Origin of the sequence: Bradyrhizobium sp. CCBAU 53351, assembly GCF_015291745.1 — a bacterium.
Classification (GTDB): domain Bacteria; phylum Pseudomonadota; class Alphaproteobacteria; order Rhizobiales; family Xanthobacteraceae; genus Bradyrhizobium.
In genome coordinates this window covers 537,571-555,212 of record NZ_CP030059.1, presented here as the reverse complement: position 1 = coordinate 555,212, position 17,642 = coordinate 537,571, and the positions used below count along the sequence as shown (strand labels likewise).

Here is a 17,642-nt window from a genome sequence, read left to right as displayed (position 1 = left end):
CCGCTCCCTGTGGTTATGGGTCCCCGCGTGCGCGGGGACGACAGTTGGATATGACGCAACAGCGCGCCTTACGCTGCCCGGATATTGCCCATGAAGCGATCGAGCTCGGCGCGCAGGCGGGTGCTTTCGGATGACAGCGTCTTGGCCGAGTGCAGCACCTCCTCCGAGGCCGAGCCGGTCTCGGCGGCGCCGCGGTTGACCTGGCCGATGTCGGTGGCCGCAGTCTGGGTGCCCTGTGCCACGGTCTGGACGCTGCGCGCGATCTCCTGCGTCGCCGCGCCCTGCTGCTCGACGGCGCTGGCAATCGAGGTCGAGATCGAGGAGATCTGGCCGATGGTCGCTCCGATCTCCTTGATCGCGGCAACCGATTCCGCCGTTGCGCCCTGCATCCCCGCGATGTGCGAAGAGATTTCGTCCGTCGCCTTCGCGGTCTGGCTCGCCAGCGATTTCACTTCGCTCGCAACCACCGCAAAGCCACGTCCGGCTTCGCCGGCGCGCGCCGCCTCGATGGTGGCATTGAGCGCCAGAAGGTTGGTCTGCTCGGCGATCGCCGTGATCAGCTTGACCACCTCACCGATCTGCTGCGCCGCATGCGAGAGTTTTCCGATGCGGCCGTCGGTCTCCTTGGCCTGCACCACGGCAGCTTCCGCAATACGGCTGGAATCGCGGACTTGGCGACCGATCTCCTCGACCGAGGCCGACAGCTCTTCCGTCGCGGTGGCGACCGACTGCATGTTGGAGGAGGCCTGCTCGGAGACGTCCGCGACCTGGCTCGACAGGCTCTGGGTGGTCTCGGCGGTCCGGGTCAGCGTTGACGCGGCCGATTCCAGCTGCACGGCCGAGGCCGAGACGTTGGACACGATCGCGCCGACCGCGCTCTCGAAATCATCGGCAAAGCGGATCAGCTCGGCACGGCGGCTTGCGGCCTGCTCGCGGTTCTGCACTTCGCTGGCCGCGGCATCGCGCTCGGCCTTGGCGACAGCCTGAACCTTGAACTCCTCGACCGCACCGGCCATCTCGCCGATCTCGTCCTTGCGGCCGAGACCCGGCAGCACCACGTCGAAATTGCCCGAGGCGAGCTCGCGCATCGCCTTGCACATCGCGATCATCGGACGCGAGATGCCGGTGCCGAGCAGGAAGGCGAGAACCGCGCCGAGCAGCGTGCCGCCGATGGCGAGGATCAGAACCAGATGCTCGGTCCGTCCGATGGTCGCTTCCGACTCCTGGTCCAGCCGTTGCTGTTCGGCGACGAGATCCGCCTTCATGGCGGTCGCGCCCTGCAGAATCGCACCGGCCGAGCCGCTCATCTCGGTGACGAGCTCGTCGACCAATTTCGCTTTCGCGATCAGCTTTTCCAGCGCATCGCGATAGGCGCCGAGCAGAGCCTTGGCCTCTTTCAGGCCGGTGACGATCTTGTCGTCCATGGAATAGACCGCGCCGAGCGAGTTCTCGACGAATTTCAGCCGCGCCATCGCACTTGCGCCGACGGCCTGGTCCGAGTTGAGGATGAAGTTGCCCGCGGCTCCACTCGCGGTCTGGAATTGGGCGTTGACCTGCTTGGTGCCGAATTCGATCGCCTGCGCCTCGGAGTCGGAGGCGTTGTTACCGATGTCGTCGAGCTTGTATTTCAGCAGATTGGCGTTGCGCTGGAGCTGGTTCTGGACCAGCAGCGCGCTGTCGCGCTTGGCTTGCAAGATCTTGGCGAAGGTCGCCGAGAAGTTGGAAAATTCCTTCGCCAGCTTGTTGAGGCTTTCGAGCCGGGCCGGGTTCTTCGCGTTCTGGATCGCCTGATCGATCGCGCTCTTCAGGCTGGCTTCGGCGTCCAGCGCCGCCTTGGCGTCGTCTTCCTTGCCGGTCACCACGAAATAACGCGCGGCCGAACGATAGCCGAGCAGCTCGCGATCGATATTGCGGGCGAGATCGGCCTCCGAGACGCTGCTGCGGTAGGATCCTACGCCTTCCGACACACGCTCGAAGCCGAAATAGGCGAAGGCGAGGCTCACCGCCGAGATGGCGAGCACGACCGCAAAGCCCAGGATGATCTTGGCGCGGAACCTCAGGGTGGGAAACAGTGTGCGCTTAGACGACGACGCGGTACGCCCGGACATTCCCACCCCCAAAGATCAGTTCTTGCACGTGCAACGCTGCCCGGGAGCAGCCCCTCCCGGACCCGCGATGAAAATTAGGGCACAATCGTCAAGGGGCGGTAAATTCGTGGCCGAGGGCCGCCTGGCGCGCGGAACGCACGTTCCGCGATTCTCGCCGCCATGTTGCGACCAGGCGAAAAAGGCCATACTCTCTGGGCACTTGTCAGGCACGGCATCAGACCGAGCGGGTCCTTGAGGGAGAAACGGAGTGGGGCAAACCGACTTTCGGTTTGGCGGTGCGTCTGGCGTTGCCGTCGCGAAGTCGAAGGCCGCGGGCGTCGAGCAAGCCGTTGCCGACCTCGCCGCTCAGCTCCCATCCGATGAGCTGGCGCTGCTCCTGCTCTTCGTCTCCCCGAGCTACGATCCGCACCAATTCATCGCGGAGATCAGCCGGCAATTTGACGGGATCCCGGTCTGCGGTTGCACCACCGCCGGCGAGCTGGCGCCCGACGGCTGGGACGAGAACAGCGTCGTCGCGCTCGCCTTCAGTCGCACCGATTTTGCGGCCGTGGTGCGGCCCATTCTCAATCTCGATGGTTTTCACGTCGAGGACGGCCGCAGGATCAGCGCCGAGGCCCGGCAGGAGCTGCTGCGGGCATCCCCCGAGGTCGAGCGCGGAAATTCGTTCGGCCTGGTCCTGATCGACGGCCTGTGCGGCCGGGAAGAAGCGGTGATGTCCGCGATCTATGCCTCGCTGGACGACATTCCCATCGTCGGGGGTTCTGCGGGCGACGGCATGCGCTTCGAGCGGACCTTTGTGTTTCTCGACGGCAAGGCGCACACCAACGCCGCCCTCCTGATCCTCCTGAGCACGTCGCTGCCGTTCCGGGTCTTCAAATGCGATAATTTCGAACCGCGGCCCCAGAAGATGGTGGTCACCGAGGCGGACATCGAGAATCGAACCGTCAGGGAGCTGAACGCCGAGCCCGCGGCGCAGGAATATTCCCGCGTCGTCGGGATCATGGATGCCAAGCTCGACCCGTTCTCGTTCGCCTCGCATCCCGTCCTGGTCCGCGTCGGCGGCTCCTACTACGCCCGGTCGATCCAGCGCGTCGAACCCGACGGGTCGCTGCACTTCTTCTGCGCGATCGACGAAGGCATGGTGCTGACCGCCGCGACATCGCGCAGCCTGGTCGGCACGACACGCGAGGCCTTTGCGGAAACGCGCGACCAGATCGGCGAGGTCTCGCTCTATATCGGCTTCGAATGCCTGCTGCGCCGGCTCGATGCCGAACAGCACCAGCTCGCCCGCGACATGTCCGAGCTCTACCGCCAGAATCGCGTCGTCGGTTTTCATACCTATGGCGAGCAGTTCGGATCGATGCACGTGAATCAGACGTTCACGGGCGTCGCCATCGGCAGGCGTCCCTCGTGACCGAGCTATTGCAGGAGCCAGACACGGTCGAGCAGCTGCAGCGGGAAACCGCGAAGCTGAGGAAGATCAATGCGGCGCTGATGTCCCGCGTCGAGCGCTCGATGGACCAGCAGCTCAACGCCTTCTCGCTGTTCGAGACGGCCATCGCGCTCGACCGCCAGGTCCGGGACCGGACCACCCAGTTGCGCGAGGCACTGCATTCGATCGAACGCGCCAATGAGGGCCTGTATCGCGCCAAGCAGCAGGCCGAGGCCGCAAGCTCGCTCAAATCGTCCGTCCTGATCTCGGTCACCCACGATCTGCTGCAGCCGCTGAACGCGGCGCGGCTGACGCTCTCGGCGTTAGCCGAGATGATGGAGGCACAGCAGGCTGGCCTTCTGATCGACCAGGTCGACCGCTCGCTGGTGACGCTGGAAGATCTGTTGCGGTCGTTGCTGGAGATCGCCAAGCTCGACGCCGGCGCGCTCAGACCCGAAGTGCGTCCGCTCGCGCTGGCGCCGCTGTTCGAGCAGCTTCACAACGAATTCGCGCCGCTCGCTGCGCGGCAGGGCCTGTCCTTGCGCATCCGCAACTCGCCGCTCGCGGTGTGGTCGGACGCGATGATGCTCCGGCGCATCCTGCAAAATCTGCTCGCCAATGCCATCCGCTACACGCGCAGCGGCGGCGTCGTAATGGGTTGCAGGCGGCGAGACGGCCGCATCTGCGTCCAGGTCTCCGACACCGGACCGGGAATTGCGCAGACGCAGCAAGAGGCCATCTTTCGCGAATTCCAGCGCGGTGAAGCCAGTGCCACCGACCAGGCCGGGTTCGGGCTTGGTCTGTCCATCGTCCGCCGCTTCGCGACCGTGCTCGGACACGAGGTGCGGCTGTCGTCGCAGGTCGGCAAGGGCTCGACGTTCGTCCTCGAGCTCGAGCCGGCCGATCTCGCCGAGGTCAGCGACGAGGTGCACGAGACCAAGCTCAGTGAACGCCAATATGGCGGCCTCGAAGGCGCCAAGATCCTGCTGGTCGAGAACGATCCCTCCGGCTCCGAGGCCATGGCCGCCCTGCTGGAAGGGTGGGGCTGCGACGTCGCGACCACGCCATCGGCGGCGGACGCGCTGCTGCGCCTCAGCGAGCTGGGCGGAGCACCCGACGCGGTCATCGCCGACCTTCATCTCGATCACGGCGAAAGCGGATTGTCGGCGATCGCCGATATCCGAGAGCACCTGAAGCTCGACGTGCCCGCGATGATCATCACCGCCGACTATTCCGAGAAGGCCGCCAAGCAGGCGAGCCTCTCCGGCCTCGAAGTGTTGAAGAAGCCGGTCAAGCCCGCCGAGATGCGCGCGCTGCTGTCGTTCCTGCTGAGCTAGCTCCCTGCGCCGGGGCGCCAAACCAAATATCGAAAAACAACCCCATGCACAGTAGCGGTACTAAATTACATTCCGCCAATGGCATGACTTACTTGCCGATCTAGCGGCCGTCGATCGGCGCGACAGGACCGGAAGACATTCGCGTCACGGCTGATCCGGCTGGGCACGATCGTGCTTGGCACGGCCCCCGTCGCTCGCCAGCGTCGCAAAATCGATTTTGGACATTTCGACGATCGCCTTGGTGCGGCTCACGACGTTCAGCTTGCGCAGGATGTCCGAGACATGGACCTTCACGGTGGTCTCGGAAATCTTCAGCTCAAAGGCGATCTGCTTGTTCTGAAGGCCGCGCTTGAGCATTTCGAGGACCCGCAATTGCTGCGGTGTCAGATCATGCAGCCGCTTCAGCAGATCATGAGCGGGACTTGGGGCACGTTGCGGCCGGAGGGCACGATAGGCGTCGGGAAGACAGACCAGCCCCTTCAGCGCCTCGCCGATCGACTGGGCGAGTTCCTGCTTGGACGAGGATTTGAAAATGTAACCGGCGACGCCGAGCGACAAGGCGCCGGAGATGATTCTGGGATCCTGATGTCCCGACACGACGACGACGGGGACCTTCGGGAAGGCCTTGCGGATGCGAACGATGCCCGAGAGGCCGGTCGTGCCCGGCATCGACAGATCGAGCAGGAGGAGATCGAGCTCGGCGCCCGCGGACAGCTGCTCGAGCGCGCCGTCGACTGACATCGCCTGCAGGATCTCGGCCTCGGGCGCCACCATTTGCAGCGCGCCTTCGAGCGCCTCGCGGAACAGCGGATGGTCTTCGACAATCAGAAATCGCATCACGCGTCAGCCATTTCCAAATATCTGCCGGATGTCGAACTCTTTTGAGAATGTATCAGCCGGCGCGCGCCGGCTTGATCGAAGTCAACAATGGCGGGGTGGATCATTGCGGCCTGCCGCGGTCGGCCCGCGCATAGGGCCGGTTCCTGGGGTCGGGCAGCTCCATCTTGCCGATCTCGATGATCGCCTTGTTGCGGCTGAATAGCCCTAGCTTGCGCAGGATCTCGGTGATGTGCGCCTTGACCGTGGATTCGGCGAGTTGCAGCTCCTGCGCGATCTGCCGGTTCGGATAGCCGCGCCGAAGCAGGTCCAGGACCCGAATTTGCTGCGGCGTGAGCTCGCGCAGCTTGACCTCGAGCGCCTTGCTGGTCTCGGCTTTTCGCCGCTGCGGCGTCGCCACGAAATCCCGCGGCACCGAGACCGATCCGGAGAGCACGCCCTCGATCGACTGGGCCAGCTCGCGCTTCGACGTCGACTTCGGCAGATAGCCGGCCGCGCCGAGCGCCAGTGCTTCGCGGACCACGTGCTGGTCCTCCTCGCTCGAGACGATGGCGACCGGCAGGCGCGGGTGAGTTTCGCGCAAGCGGAGGAAACCGGAGAAGCCGGTCGCATCCGGCAGCGACAGGTCGAGCAGCGCGAGGTCGATCCCCTGCTCGGCCGACAGGATGTCCAGCGCGTCCTCGATCGACATCGCCTCCAGGATGCGGGCCTCGGGCAAGGCCAGCCGCACGGCATTGCCCAGCGCTTCGCGAAACAGCGGATGATCGTCGATGATCAGGAAGCTGGCCATGGCGCCTTCCAAAGGATCCACCGCGCGAGCGGCAGCAGCGCACCCCTCCTGGACCGGTCCGGCGCCGGGAAGATGCAAGGTGGATGCTACCACATCTTCCCGATCGCGTGCGGTCAAGGGCGTTCAGTCATTCGATTCGACCTGGACCGTCATCAGGAAGGAATAGATGCTGTCGAACTGGGTGTCGGTGAAGACCTCCTTCCACGCCGGCATGCCCTTGGCGGGGCGCCCGTCATGCACGGTCTTCCAGAAGGTGTCGCGCATGTCGTCGCCGTAGCGGTGACGCAACAGCCGCAGATCGATCTTCCGCTCGCTCTGAATGGCGTCGGGGCCGTGGCAATGCGCGCAGGTTCCGTTGAAGATCTCCTTGCCCGCACCGGCGATCTCCGCATTCGGCGCCGTCGCATCGCCCTTGGCCTCGGTTGCCACCACGTTTGCGACTTGCGCCAAAGCGGGCCCCGGTCCGGTCCCGGTCGTGGTCCCCGCCGGCACCGCCTCGGCCGTTCCGAAGCGGACCGGCTGTCCGGCCGGCAGGCCGTATTTCACCGCGAGATCGGCGATCGTCTTCTGAAGTGTCGGCAGGATCGCGTCGACGCGGTCGCGCAGCTCGGTCGATCCCTTCGCAAAACCGATCGCGGCATCCCAGGACAGGCCTTCGCCTTCGGTGAGCCGGATCTGATAGCGATCCCCGTAGGTCGTCATGTTCAGCCAGCCGGCGACCGGCCCCCAGATGAAGGCGACGTCCGCCCTGCCCTGGTCGAGCGCCTGCATGGCCTCCTCGGGCGACAGCACGGTCACCTTCTGGACGTCGTCACGTGTCGCGAGAAGGTTTTGCGGCGTGCTGGCGTATTGGACCGCGACACGCTTGCCTTTGAGGTCGTCCACGCCGCCGATCGCCTGGCCCTTCGCGGCGACCAGGGCATAGCCCTCCTTCGCGAAGCTATTGGAGAAGATGACGGCGGGCCCCATGAAATCCTCGGAGCGCGGCAGGCCGATCATGGCGTCGCATTGCTTGCCGAGCAACGTGACCCGCACGGTGCGCTTGCCGAAATAGGATTTGTACCAGTCGTAAGTGATGGGCTGGCCGAGCGCCTGCGCCAGCGCCTGGCCGATCTCGACATAGAAGCCGGGCTGCGACGGATTATCGCTCGAGAACGGCAGATTGGTCGGATCGGCGCACAGGCGAAACGGTTTTGTGTCGTCGGCATGTGCCAATGCGGTCGATGCGATCACCGCAGACGCGGCGAGCCATGCGAGCCGTCCCGCGATGGTGTGATGTCGGCTCTTGCCGTTAGCTGGATTGATCGGACGCATCCTCATCTCCGGCAGTTGGGAATTGATGGACCAGGCGTTGCGGCACAGGATCTGACTGGTGCCGTCGCCGCGCGATGTCGAGAAAAGCACGCGCGTATCCCGTCTCCTTCGGGATACGCGCGCGAGTGGTCACTGGACGGAGAACACGAAGAGCGAACCGCCCTCGGGGGCTGCGGCCGTCATCTTCTTTCCAACCTCGCCCAGGAACGCGGGCAATGCTGCCGTGCGGCCGACGACGATGGCGACGTATTGCTTGCCGTCGACGCTGTAGGTCACCGGACCTGCGCCGATGCCGGAGCCGAGATTCTTGCTCCACAGCACCTTGCCGGACTTGGCATCGATGGCGCGGAAGTCGCCATGAATGTTGCCGGCGAATACGAGGCCGCCGCCGGTGGTCAGCGTGCCGCCGTTGAACGGCAGGTCTTCCTTGATCGACCAGACCTTCTTCTGGGCGATCGGATCCCAGGCCACGAGCTCGCCGAGGAAGCCGCCGGGACCTTCCTTGGTCGGGAATTCGGCGCCGAGATAGAACACGCCGCGTTTGTAGGCGACGTCGGAGACCGACCAGTCCATGCAGACATTGTTCGAGGGGATGTAGACGAGCCCGGTCTGCGGATTGAAGGACATCGGCTGCCAGTTCTTGCCGCCGATGAGGTTCGGGCAGATGTCCTTGGCGGGATGGTTCGGGCCGGGACGCTTGTCGGGATCCTCGACCGCGCGCATCGTGGCGACGTCCCACTTCTTGGCCCAGTTGGAGAAGACGTATTTCTCGGCCGAGAGCACCTTGCCGGTCTCACGGTTGGCGACGAAGAAATAGCCGTTGCGGTCCGCCTTCATCAGCGCCGGAACGGTACTGCCGCCGATCTTCAGATCCGCGAGCACGGCCTCGTTGACGCCGTCATAGTCCCAGGCATCGGCCGGCGTGGTCTGGATGTGCCACTTGATCTTGCCCGTGTTGGGATCGAGCGCGAGCGTCGACGCCGTGTAGAGGTTGGTCAGCTTGCCGAAATTGCCGTCGCCGGTGGAGCGGACGCCGGTGTTCCACGGACCGGGATTGCTGGTGCCCCAATAGACGGTATCGGTCTTGGGATCGTAGGAGCCGACCAGCCAGGCCGCACCGCCGCCGTGCTGGGCGGAATCGCCCTTCCAGGTGTCGCCGCCGGGCTCGTCCGGGCTGGGAACCGTGAAGGTCTGCCACAGCTGCTTGCCGGTGTTGATGTCGAAGGCCTGCAACGAGCCGCGCACGCCATACTCGCCGCCGCCGAAGCCGGTGATGACCTTGTCGCGCACGACCAGCGGAGGCGAGGTGATGACCGAGCCCTGTTTGTAGTCGACCACCTTCGTGGTCCACAGCGACTTGCCGGTCGCGGCATCGAGCGCCGTCAGCTTGCCGTCGAGACGGCCGACGAAGATCTTTCCATCCGCATAGGAGACGCCGCGATTGTTCACGTCGCAGCAGGCATATTGCAGCACGTCCTCGGGAATTTCCGGCTCCCAGGTCCACTTGCGCGCGCCGGTCGCCGCATCGAGCGCGTAAACGTATTTCGGGCCCCACGAGCTCGACACGTACAGCGTGTTGCCGACGACGATCGGCGAGGATTCGTTGGAGCGCAGCGATGCCAGCGAGAACGAATAGGCCAGCGTCAGCTTGCCGGCGTTCTCCGTGTTGATCTGCTTGAGCGGGCTGTAGCGCGTATTGCCGTAGTCGTGGCCGGCAACGGCCCACTGGTTCTGGTCGGACTGCGCCTTGATCAGCGAGTCGTTGGCGCGAACGCCTGACGTCACGGCGGCGAGCATCGCAACCATCGAGATGCCAGCCAAGAACCCCTTCGTTTCAAAGGTCATGTATTCCCTCCACGATGTTGTTGTGCACGCCACGTTGGACGCCTGAGCGCATTGCGCTCATGATGCGCAGTTCGTCTGCGAGCCATCGTTCGAAATTACAGCATCGACGTTTCGCGCTTAGTATAGGCGGAAGGTAGTAGTGCAAATCATTGGCGAATTTCGTCGCCCATCTCGTTGTCCTGCCTCGCGTCTTGCCCTTGTTTTACAGCTCGAAACGCGTCATCGAATTCAGGCAGCATCGTGCCGCAATCGCGCGGAGGTCACGATGATGGCGCTACCACCGCCGCAAAGTTTTCGAAGACGTTCGCGTCAAGTTTGCGTGACGTCGAACCGATCAATCGCGCGCCGAGCTGTGCGAGCGTGCCGCCAATCTGCGCCTCGGCTTCGTCATGGAGGATGGTGATGTCCCGTGTTTCTTCCGCGAAGGCGACCTTCGCACCGCCCGTGGCAAAATCGGCGGCGCCCTCGCCAACGATGTGGTAGCCGCTCGGCGCATCGATATCGGTCAGCGTCACCTTGCCGCTGAACGTCACCTTCACCGGACCAACCTTCAGCACAACAATTGCCGTCATCTCCGTGGGCGAGGTCATCTCGAGCGATTGGCAGCCGGGAATGCAGCGTTTCAGAATCTCGGGATCGTTGAGCGCGGACTAAGGCGGCACCCGCCGTCGATCAATCGCCAAGGAAGCAGGAGGGGGAGCGCCGGCAACGCTCCGGCCCGCCCGCAGCAAAATCAATGACTTAGCTCTCAATCACCTACTACCAAGATCGCGATTACAAAGCCGCGGGCGCGTGCTCCTATTCAGCCTAAGGAACAAGACATCCAAGGGGAGAATCACGTGCGGCAGGGCTGAACTCGCGCGCGAGCGGCGGCGATGCACGGCGTCGATGCTGCGACGTTGCCTGCAGGCGCGACACCGAACTTTCCAGACCTTCCCGTGCGGCTGCGCCCCATGTTGGCGACGGCCCGGAGCAGCTTGATCGAATCGCGCAACGCGCGACGGCCGCCACGATGACCTTTCCATGACGCGAGGTCACCAAAATGCCAGTTGCAAAGTTCCGTTGCGCTGTCTCTAATTAGAACCAATCAAAATCACTCTGGGAGGACGTCACGTGTCTACAGTCAAACTGACGGTGAACGGCAAGGCCGTTGCTGTCGACGTCGAGGACCGCACGCTGCTGGTCCATCTGCTGCGCGATCACCTCAACCTCACGGGGACCCATGTCGGCTGCGATACCAGCCAGTGTGGCGCCTGCGTCGTGCACATGGACGGCCGCGCCGTGAAATCCTGCACCATGCTGGCGGGCCAGGCCGACGGCGCCAGCATCACCACCATCGAAGGCATCGCCAAGGGCGACGAGCTGCACCCGATGCAGGCCGCCTTCCGCGACAATCATGGCCTGCAGTGCGGCTATTGCACGCCGGGCATGATCATGTCGGCGATCGACATCGTGCATCGCCATGGTGGCCAGCTCGACGAGGCCACCGTCCGCAGCGAGCTGGAAGGCAATATCTGCCGCTGCACCGGCTACCACAACATCGTCAAGGCCGTGCTGGATGCAGCCGGTCGCATGAAGGTCTCGCAGGCGGCCGAGTAAAGCGGCACGCCTCGAAAAGAATCACTGCTGCCGCTCTCGAAGGAGAGCGCAGCCATGAAATTTCCGGTCGGGAGGACCAGACATGGGTGTTGAAGGTATCGGCGCGCGCGTCGTGCGCAAGGAAGACAAGCGTTTCATCACCGGCAAGGGCCGTTACGTCGACGACATCAAGTTGACGGGCATGACCCATGCCCATTTCATCCGCAGCCCGCACGCCCACGCCAGGGTGAAGAAGATCGATTCGTCCGCCGCACTGAAGATGCCGGGCGTGGTCGCAGTGCTTACCGGCCAGCAGATCGTCGACGACAAGGTCGGCAACCTCATCTGCGGCTGGGCCATCACCTCCAAGGACGGCAGCCCGATGAAGATGGGTGCCTGGCCGGCGATGGCGCCGGAGACGGTGCGCTTCGTCGGACAAGCCGTCGCGGTCGTGATCGCCGAAAGCAAGAATCAGGCGCGCGATGCCGCGGAAGCTGTCGTTGTCGATTATGAAGAACTCCCTGCAGTCGCCGACGTCCAGGCCGCGATCAAATCGGGCGCACCGCAGCTTCATCCCGAAGCGCCCGGCAACCAGGTTTATGACTGGGTGATCGGCGACGAGGGCGCCACCGACGCCGCCTTCGCCAAGGCCGCCAATGTGGTCAAGCTCGACGTCACCAACAACCGCCTCGCCCCCAACGCGATGGAGCCGCGGGCGGCGATCGCCGATTACGACGCCGCGGAGGAGCACTTCACGCTCTATACGACGTCGCAGAACCCGCACGTCGCCCGCCTCGTGCTGTCGGCGTTCTACAACATCGCACCCGAGCACAAGCTGCGGGTGATCGCCCCTGACGTCGGCGGCGGCTTCGGCTCCAAGATCTTCATCTATCCCGAGGAGATGGTGGCGCTGTGGGCCTCCAAGAAGGTCGGTCGTCCCGTGAAATGGACCGGCGACCGCACCGAGGCCTTCCTCACCGACGCGCATGGCCGCGACCACGTGACCCATGCCGAGATGGCGTTCGACGCCAACAACAAGATCACCGGCTTCAAGGTGAAGACCTACGCCAATTTCGGCGCCTACATGTCGCTGTTCTCGTCGTCGGTGCCGACCTATCTCTACGCGACGCTGCTGTCGGGCCAGTACAACATCCCGGCGATCCATGCCGAGGTAATCGGGGTCTACACCAACACCACGCCGGTCGATGCCTATCGTGGCGCCGGCCGTCCCGAGGCGAGCTACCTGGTCGAACGTCTCATGGAGACGGCGGCGCGGCAGCTCAAGGTCGATCCGGCCGAGCTGCGGCGGACCAACTTCATCACCCAGTTCCCGCACCAGACGCCCGTGATCATGGCCTATGACACTGGCGACTTCAACGCCTCGCTCGATGCCGCGATGAAGGCGATCGACTACGCAGGATTTGCCGCGCGCAAGGCGCAAGCCAAGTCGCAAGGCAAGCTGCGCGGCATCGGCGTGTCCTGCTACATCGAGGCCTGCGGCATCGCGCCGTCGAAGGCGGTCGGCAGCCTGGGCGCTGGCGTCGGCCTGTGGGAATCGGCCGAGGTGCGCGTCAATCCCGTCGGCACCATCGAGATCCTCACGGGCTCGCATAGCCACGGCCAGGGTCACGAGACCACGTTCTGCCAGCTCGTCGCCGAGCGCCTCGGCGTTCCCATCAGCCAGGTCTCGATCGTCCATGGCGATACCGACAAGGTGCAGTTCGGCATGGGCACCTATGGCTCGCGCTCGGCGGCCGTCGGCCTCACCGCGATCCTGAAGGCGATGGAGAAGATGGAATCGAAGGCCAAGAAGATTGCAGCGCATGCGCTGGAAGCTTCCGAGGCCGACATCGTCATCGAGAACGGCGAGTTCAAGGTGACAGGCACCGACAAGGCGATTGCCCTGCCGATGGTCGCGCTCGCCGCCTACACCGCGCACAATCTGCCTGACGGGATGGAGCCGGGCCTGAAGGAAAGCGCCTTCTACGACCCGACCAACTTCACCTTCCCGGCCGGCACCTATATCTGCGAGCTCGAGGTCGATCCCGGCACCGGCAAGACCTCCTTCGTCAACTTCGTCGCCGCCGACGATTTCGGCCGGCTGATCAACCCGATGATCGTCGAGGGCCAGGTCCATGGCGGCCTCGTTCAAGGCATCGGGCAAGCGCTGCTCGAGCACGCGATCTACGATGCCAGCGGCCAGCCGGTCACGGCCTCGTTCATGGACTACGCCATGCCGCGCGCCGACGATGTGCCCTCCTTCAACCTCTCCCACACCACGACGCTGTGCCCGGGCAATCCCCTGGGCATCAAGGGTTGCGGTGAGGCCGGCGCGATCGGGGCGTCAGCGGCCGTGATCAACGCGATCACGGATGCCATCGGCAAGAACAATCTGGAAATGCCCGCGACCCCTGACCGGGTGTGGCGCACGATCCACGCGGCTTAAGAGGGAGCATCAAAGATGTACCAGACCACCTATCATCGCGCCTCCTCGGTCGACGAGGCCGTCAGCCTGTTCGGCAAGAGCAGCGAAGCAAAATTCCTCGCCGGCGGCCAGACGCTGCTGCCTGTGATGAAGCAGCGCCTCGCCAGCCCCTCCGACGTCATCGACCTCGGCAAGATCAAGGAGCTGCAGGGCGTCGAATTGTCGGGCGACACTTTGACCATCAAGGCCGCCACGACCTATTACGACATCATGACGAATGCCGATGTGAAGAAGGCTATCCCTGCGATCGCCCATCTCACTTCGGTGCTGGGCGACCCCGCCGTGCGCTATCGCGGCACGATCGGCGGCTCGATCGCCAACAACGATCCGGCCGCGGACTTCCCCGCCGCGCTGCTCGCGCTCGGCGCCACCGTGAAGACCAACAAGCGGTCGATCGCGGCGGAGGATTTCTTCCAGGGCCTGTTCTCGACGGCGCTCGAAGACGGCGAGATCATCACCGCCGTGTCGTTCCCGGTGCCGGCGAAGGCGGGCTACGAGAAGATGCGGCATCCGGCCTCGCGCTTCGCGCTGACAGGCGTGTTCGTCGCGCAGACCAAGTCGGGCGAGGTTCGGGTGGCCGCCACCGGCGCCTCGCAAAGCGGCGTGATGCGCGTGCCCGCGATCGAAGCGGCGCTGAAATCGAACTGGTCGCCGTCGGCGATCGATAGCGTCAGCATTTCGGCGAACGGATTGCTGGCAGACATCCACGGCACGGCGGAGTACCGCGCCAATCTCATCAAGGTGATGGCGCAGCGCGCGGTTTCTGCTGCGGGCTGATCCCGCAGCCAGCGTCTCGACACAAATTTTCCGCGGCGCGCACTTCGGTGCGCGCCGTTTTATTTTGGCCATGCGGCATGAAAACCGCTTGCCTCGCCGGCGCGAAGGCGAGAAAAGTTAATCGGCCGATTAACTCGCTCCACAGAAGAAATGTCGGAGACGATTGCCGGATCACCGGCATTCGCCCGCGACCCGAGGAAACAACAACGTGCTCGACAAATCAGCCCCCACCTCGACCGTCCGCGCCTCCGGCCCGCTCTCGGGCTTCCGCATCGTCGAATTCGCCGGCATCGGACCCGGCCCGTTTGCCTGCATGATGCTGGCGGACATGGGCGCCGACGTCGTCACGCTCGACCGGGTCGGCGCCAGGAAGAGCATGAAGTCGGTGGCGGGCCGCGGCCGCAAGGTGATCGAGCTCGATCTCAAGGACAAGGCGGCGATCGCGCAGGTGCTCGACCTGCTCGCGAGTGCCGATGCGCTGGTCGAAGGCTTTCGCCCCGGCGTGATGGAGCGGCTCGGCCTCGGGCCTGATGTCGTGCTCGCGCGCAATCCCAAGCTGGTCTATGGCCGCATGACCGGCTGGGGCCAGGAAGGCCCCCTGGCGAATGCCGCCGGCCACGACATCAACTACATCTCCATCACCGGCGCGCTTGCCGCGATCGGCACGAAGGAAGCGCCGGTGCCGCCGCTCAACCTGGTCGGCGATTTCGGCGGCGGCGCGCTCTATCTCGTCGTCGGCGTGCTCGCAGCGCTGCTGGAGGCGCAAAAGTCCGGCAAGGGGCAGGTGGTCGATGCCGCGATGTGCGACGGCGCGGCCTCGCTGATGTCGTTCTTCTTCGACATGACGACGCTCGGCCGCTGGACCGAAGGCCGCAACCAGAATTTTCTGGACGGCGGCGCGCATTTCTACGGCGTCTATGAATGCGCCTGCGGCCATTTCGTCTCGATCGGCTCGATCGAGCCGCAGTTCTACGCCCTGCTGCGCGAGCACGCCGGCCTGACGGACGCCGATTTCGACGCGCAGATGGACCGCAAGGCCTGGCCGGCGCTGAAGGAGAAGCTCAGGGCAGTGTTCAAGAGCAAGACGCGCGAGGACTGGTGCAAGATCATGGAAGGCACCGACATCTGCTTCGCGCCGGTGCTGACCATGTCGGAGGCGACAAAGCATCCGCACATGGTCGCCCGCAACGTCTTCGTCGAGCGCCATGGCGTGAAGCAGCCGGCACCGGCGCCGCGGTTCTCGCGCACGCCGTCGGCGGTGCGCGAGCCGGAAGGTGCGGAGATCGGCGCGGTGACGAAGGCGTGGAAGGCCGGCGGCTAGCGGCGCTGGATCATCGCTAGAGCCCGGCTGAAATCGAGGGAACTACGTCATTCGCACCGCGGGCGCGATCTGCGATGATCTCCGACGATCCGGGAGATTTTGCCATGGCCCTCCAGCTTCGGCCGAACTGCGAATATTGCGACCGCGACCTGCCGCCAAACGCAACGGACGCGCGGATCTGCTCCTATGAATGCACCTTCTGCGCGGACTGCGTCGAGACCAAACTGTCCAACGTCTGCCCGAACTGCGGCGGCGGCTTTGCGCCACGTCCGATCCGGCCCATGCAGGAATGGCGGCCGGGCGTCTGCACGAGCAAGCAGGCACCGTCCGACAAGCGCGTGCACTTGAAGTACAGCGTGGAGGATGTCGCCGCGCATTGCGCGCGGATACGAGACGTGCCGCCGGAGAAGCGATAGGTCTCGTAGGGTGGGCAACTCACTCCGCCGCCAGAATCGTCCCCTCGACCTCGCCGAAGCCGATGCGGTAGCCGTTGCCCTGGCACCAGCCGCGCATGACGAGGCTGTCGCCGTCTTCCAGGAAGGAGCGCTTGGCGCCGCCGGGGAGCTCGACCGGCTCGGTGCCGTTCCAGCTGATCTCGAGCAGGCTGCCGCGCTGGTTCTTCTCCGGGCCGGAGATGGTGCCGCTGCCGAGGAGATCGCCGACATTCATGGCGCAGCCCGAGGAGGCGTGGTGCATCAGCTGCTGCACCGAGGACCAGTACATGTATTTGAAATTGGTGCGGCTGATGCTGGCGGGCGCGTTGGCGCCGGCGGCGCGCAAGGCAACGTCGAGCTCGACATCGTAGTTCTGCGGTTTTGCCTGTTTGAGGTAATCGAGCGGCACGGGCTGTTGCTCCGGTCCCTTCAGACGGAACGGCTCCAGCGCCTCGCGCGCCACCACCCACGGGCTGATCGAGGTCGCGAACGCCTTGGCCAGGAACGGGCCGAGCGGCACATATTCCCATTGCTGGATGTCGCGCGCACTCCAGTCGTTGAGCAGCACGAAGCCGAAGATCATCTCCTCGGCCTGTTGCTCGCTGAGCATGCCGCCCATCGGCGAGGGCTGGCCGATCACGACGCCCATCTCGAGCTCGAAATCGAGCCGCTTGCAGGGCCCGAAGCTCGGCACCTCGACGTTCGGCGGCTTCAGCTGCCCGCGCGGGCGCTTCACGTTGGTGCCTGACACCACGACGGTGGAGGCGCGGCCATTATAGGCGATCGGCATATGCAGCCAGTTCGGCTGCAGCGCATTGTCCTTGCCGCGGAACATCACGCCGACATTGGTGGCGTGCTCCTTTGAGGAATAGAAGTCGGTGTAACCGGAGACGGCGAAGGGCATGTGGAGCTTGGCATCGCGCATCGGCACCAGAGCCTGCTTGCGCAGCTCCTCGTTGTCGCGCAGCTCCGGATGATCGTGACGCAGCAATTCGCTGAGCCGCGCTCGGGTCTTGCTCCAGACCTTCGGTCCCAGCGCCATGAAGGGATTGAGCGAGCCTCCGGAGAACACGCCGAGCGGACCGACGTCGAGCCGGGAATCCTGCTCGAGCTCCCAGAGATCGAGCACGTAGTTTCCGATCGCGACGCCGACCCGCGGCGTCGGATTGGCAGAGGTCGAGAACACGCCATAGGGCAGGTTCTGGATCGGGAAGTCGGAGGACGGATCGACCTCGATGAAGGAGCGAAGGCTGGGGTCGTTGGGGTGGGTTGTCACGTTTGGCCCGATTCTTTGTTCCTTCTCCCCTTGCGGGAGAAGGTGGCGCGAAGCGCCGGATGAGGGGTTCTATCCGCGTATTCAAAAATGAGAGGTTCGCTCGCTGAG

General features: G+C 64.6%; 13 protein-coding genes and 1 pseudogene. 7 read left to right on the top strand and 7 right to left on the bottom strand.

Features of this window, described 5'->3' with window-relative positions:
* Positions 1-68: 68 nt before the first annotated feature.
* Positions 69-2,108: a methyl-accepting chemotaxis protein gene (locus tag XH83_RS02630; RefSeq protein WP_194405544.1), complete on the bottom strand. Its 2,040-nt coding sequence runs from the start codon at positions 2,106-2,108 to the stop codon at positions 69-71.
* 247 nt (positions 2,109-2,355) lie between these two features.
* On the opposite strand from XH83_RS02630, the gene XH83_RS02625 reads away from it, so the two are divergent.
* Together XH83_RS02625 and XH83_RS02620 are read left to right on the top strand one after the other, a co-directional pair.
* The gene (locus XH83_RS02625) at positions 2,356-3,522 is read left to right on the top strand and encodes an FIST N-terminal domain-containing protein (RefSeq protein ID WP_194405543.1); all 1,167 of its coding nucleotides are present in this window, start codon (positions 2,356-2,358) and stop codon (positions 3,520-3,522) included.
* Positions 3,519-4,877, top strand: coding sequence for a hybrid sensor histidine kinase/response regulator (locus XH83_RS02620; protein ID WP_194405542.1), 1,359 nt, complete (start codon positions 3,519-3,521; stop codon positions 4,875-4,877). Before XH83_RS02625 ends, XH83_RS02620 begins: the two co-directional genes overlap by 4 nt.
* A 144-nt stretch (positions 4,878-5,021) precedes the next feature.
* On the opposite strand, the gene XH83_RS02615 is transcribed toward XH83_RS02620, so the two are convergent.
* From XH83_RS02615 to XH83_RS02595, 5 genes and pseudogenes are all read right to left on the bottom strand, one after another.
* Positions 5,022-5,714 carry a response regulator transcription factor gene (locus XH83_RS02615; RefSeq protein WP_194405541.1) on the bottom strand — a complete coding sequence of 231 codons (693 nt, stop codon included), beginning with the start codon at positions 5,712-5,714 and terminating at the stop codon, positions 5,022-5,024.
* Positions 5,715-5,817: 103 nt separating this feature from the next.
* A complete protein-coding gene (locus XH83_RS02610; RefSeq protein ID WP_194405540.1) occupies positions 5,818-6,504 on the bottom strand; it encodes a response regulator transcription factor in 687 nt (228 codons plus the stop codon).
* A 123-nt stretch (positions 6,505-6,627) separates the two neighbouring features.
* Positions 6,628-7,908, bottom strand: coding sequence for a c-type cytochrome (locus tag XH83_RS02605; protein ID WP_246776402.1), 1,281 nt, complete (start codon positions 7,906-7,908; stop codon positions 6,628-6,630).
* A 39-nt stretch (positions 7,909-7,947) separates the two neighbouring features.
* A complete protein-coding gene (locus XH83_RS02600) occupies positions 7,948-9,663 on the bottom strand; it encodes a PQQ-dependent methanol/ethanol family dehydrogenase (RefSeq protein ID WP_246776401.1) in 1,716 nt (571 codons plus the stop codon).
* Between the two features lie 260 nt (positions 9,664-9,923).
* Positions 9,924-10,313 (bottom strand): annotated as a pseudogene (locus XH83_RS02595) (carbon monoxide dehydrogenase subunit G); the annotation flags it as partial.
* A 463-nt stretch (positions 10,314-10,776) separates the two neighbouring features.
* Between XH83_RS02595 and XH83_RS02590 the strand changes: the two are divergent.
* The 5 genes from XH83_RS02590 (at position 10,777) to XH83_RS02570 (ending at position 16,240) form a co-directional block, all read left to right on the top strand.
* On the top strand, positions 10,777-11,262 hold the full coding sequence (locus XH83_RS02590) for a (2Fe-2S)-binding protein (protein ID WP_194405539.1): 486 nt from the start codon (positions 10,777-10,779) through the stop codon (positions 11,260-11,262).
* Positions 11,263-11,344: 82 nt separating this feature from the next.
* Positions 11,345-13,687: a xanthine dehydrogenase family protein molybdopterin-binding subunit gene (locus tag XH83_RS02585; protein WP_194405538.1), complete on the top strand. Its 2,343-nt coding sequence runs from the start codon at positions 11,345-11,347 to the stop codon at positions 13,685-13,687.
* A gap of 15 nt (positions 13,688-13,702) precedes the next feature.
* On the top strand, positions 13,703-14,503 hold the full coding sequence (locus XH83_RS02580; protein ID WP_194405537.1) for a xanthine dehydrogenase family protein subunit M: 801 nt from the start codon (positions 13,703-13,705) through the stop codon (positions 14,501-14,503).
* Positions 14,504-14,711: 208 nt separating this feature from the next.
* The gene (locus XH83_RS02575; protein ID WP_194405536.1) at positions 14,712-15,824 is read left to right on the top strand and encodes a CaiB/BaiF CoA-transferase family protein; all 1,113 of its coding nucleotides are present in this window, start codon (positions 14,712-14,714) and stop codon (positions 15,822-15,824) included.
* 104 nt (positions 15,825-15,928) lie between these two features.
* Positions 15,929-16,240, top strand: a complete 312-nt coding sequence (locus tag XH83_RS02570; protein ID WP_194405535.1) for a DUF1272 domain-containing protein — start codon at positions 15,929-15,931, stop codon at positions 16,238-16,240.
* A 19-nt stretch (positions 16,241-16,259) separates the two neighbouring features.
* Here the strand turns inward: XH83_RS02570 and fahA are convergent, their stop codons facing one another.
* A complete protein-coding gene (gene fahA, locus XH83_RS02565) occupies positions 16,260-17,534 on the bottom strand; it encodes a fumarylacetoacetase (RefSeq protein ID WP_194405534.1) in 1,275 nt (424 codons plus the stop codon).
* Between the last annotated feature and the right edge of the window lie 108 nt (positions 17,535-17,642).

What these genes read in the sequence shown, in the direction of transcription:
- XH83_RS02570 (WP_194405535.1), top strand. Translation starts at nt 15,929, where the DNA reads ATGGCCCTCCAGCTTCGGCCGAACTGCGAATATTGCGACCGCGACCTG.
- XH83_RS02585 (WP_194405538.1), top strand. Translation starts at nt 11,345, where the DNA reads ATGGGTGTTGAAGGTATCGGCGCGCGCGTCGTGCGCAAGGAAGACAAG.
- XH83_RS02615 (WP_194405541.1), bottom strand. Translation starts at nt 5,714, where the DNA reads ATGCGATTTCTGATTGTCGAAGACCATCCGCTGTTCCGCGAGGCGCTC.
- XH83_RS02630 (WP_194405544.1), bottom strand. Translation starts at nt 2,108, where the DNA reads ATGTCCGGGCGTACCGCGTCGTCGTCTAAGCGCACACTGTTTCCCACC.
- XH83_RS02580 (WP_194405537.1), top strand. Translation starts at nt 13,703, where the DNA reads ATGTACCAGACCACCTATCATCGCGCCTCCTCGGTCGACGAGGCCGTC.
- XH83_RS02600 (WP_246776401.1), bottom strand. Translation starts at nt 9,663, where the DNA reads ATGACCTTTGAAACGAAGGGGTTCTTGGCTGGCATCTCGATGGTTGCG.
- XH83_RS02610 (WP_194405540.1), bottom strand. Translation starts at nt 6,504, where the DNA reads ATGGCCAGCTTCCTGATCATCGACGATCATCCGCTGTTTCGCGAAGCG.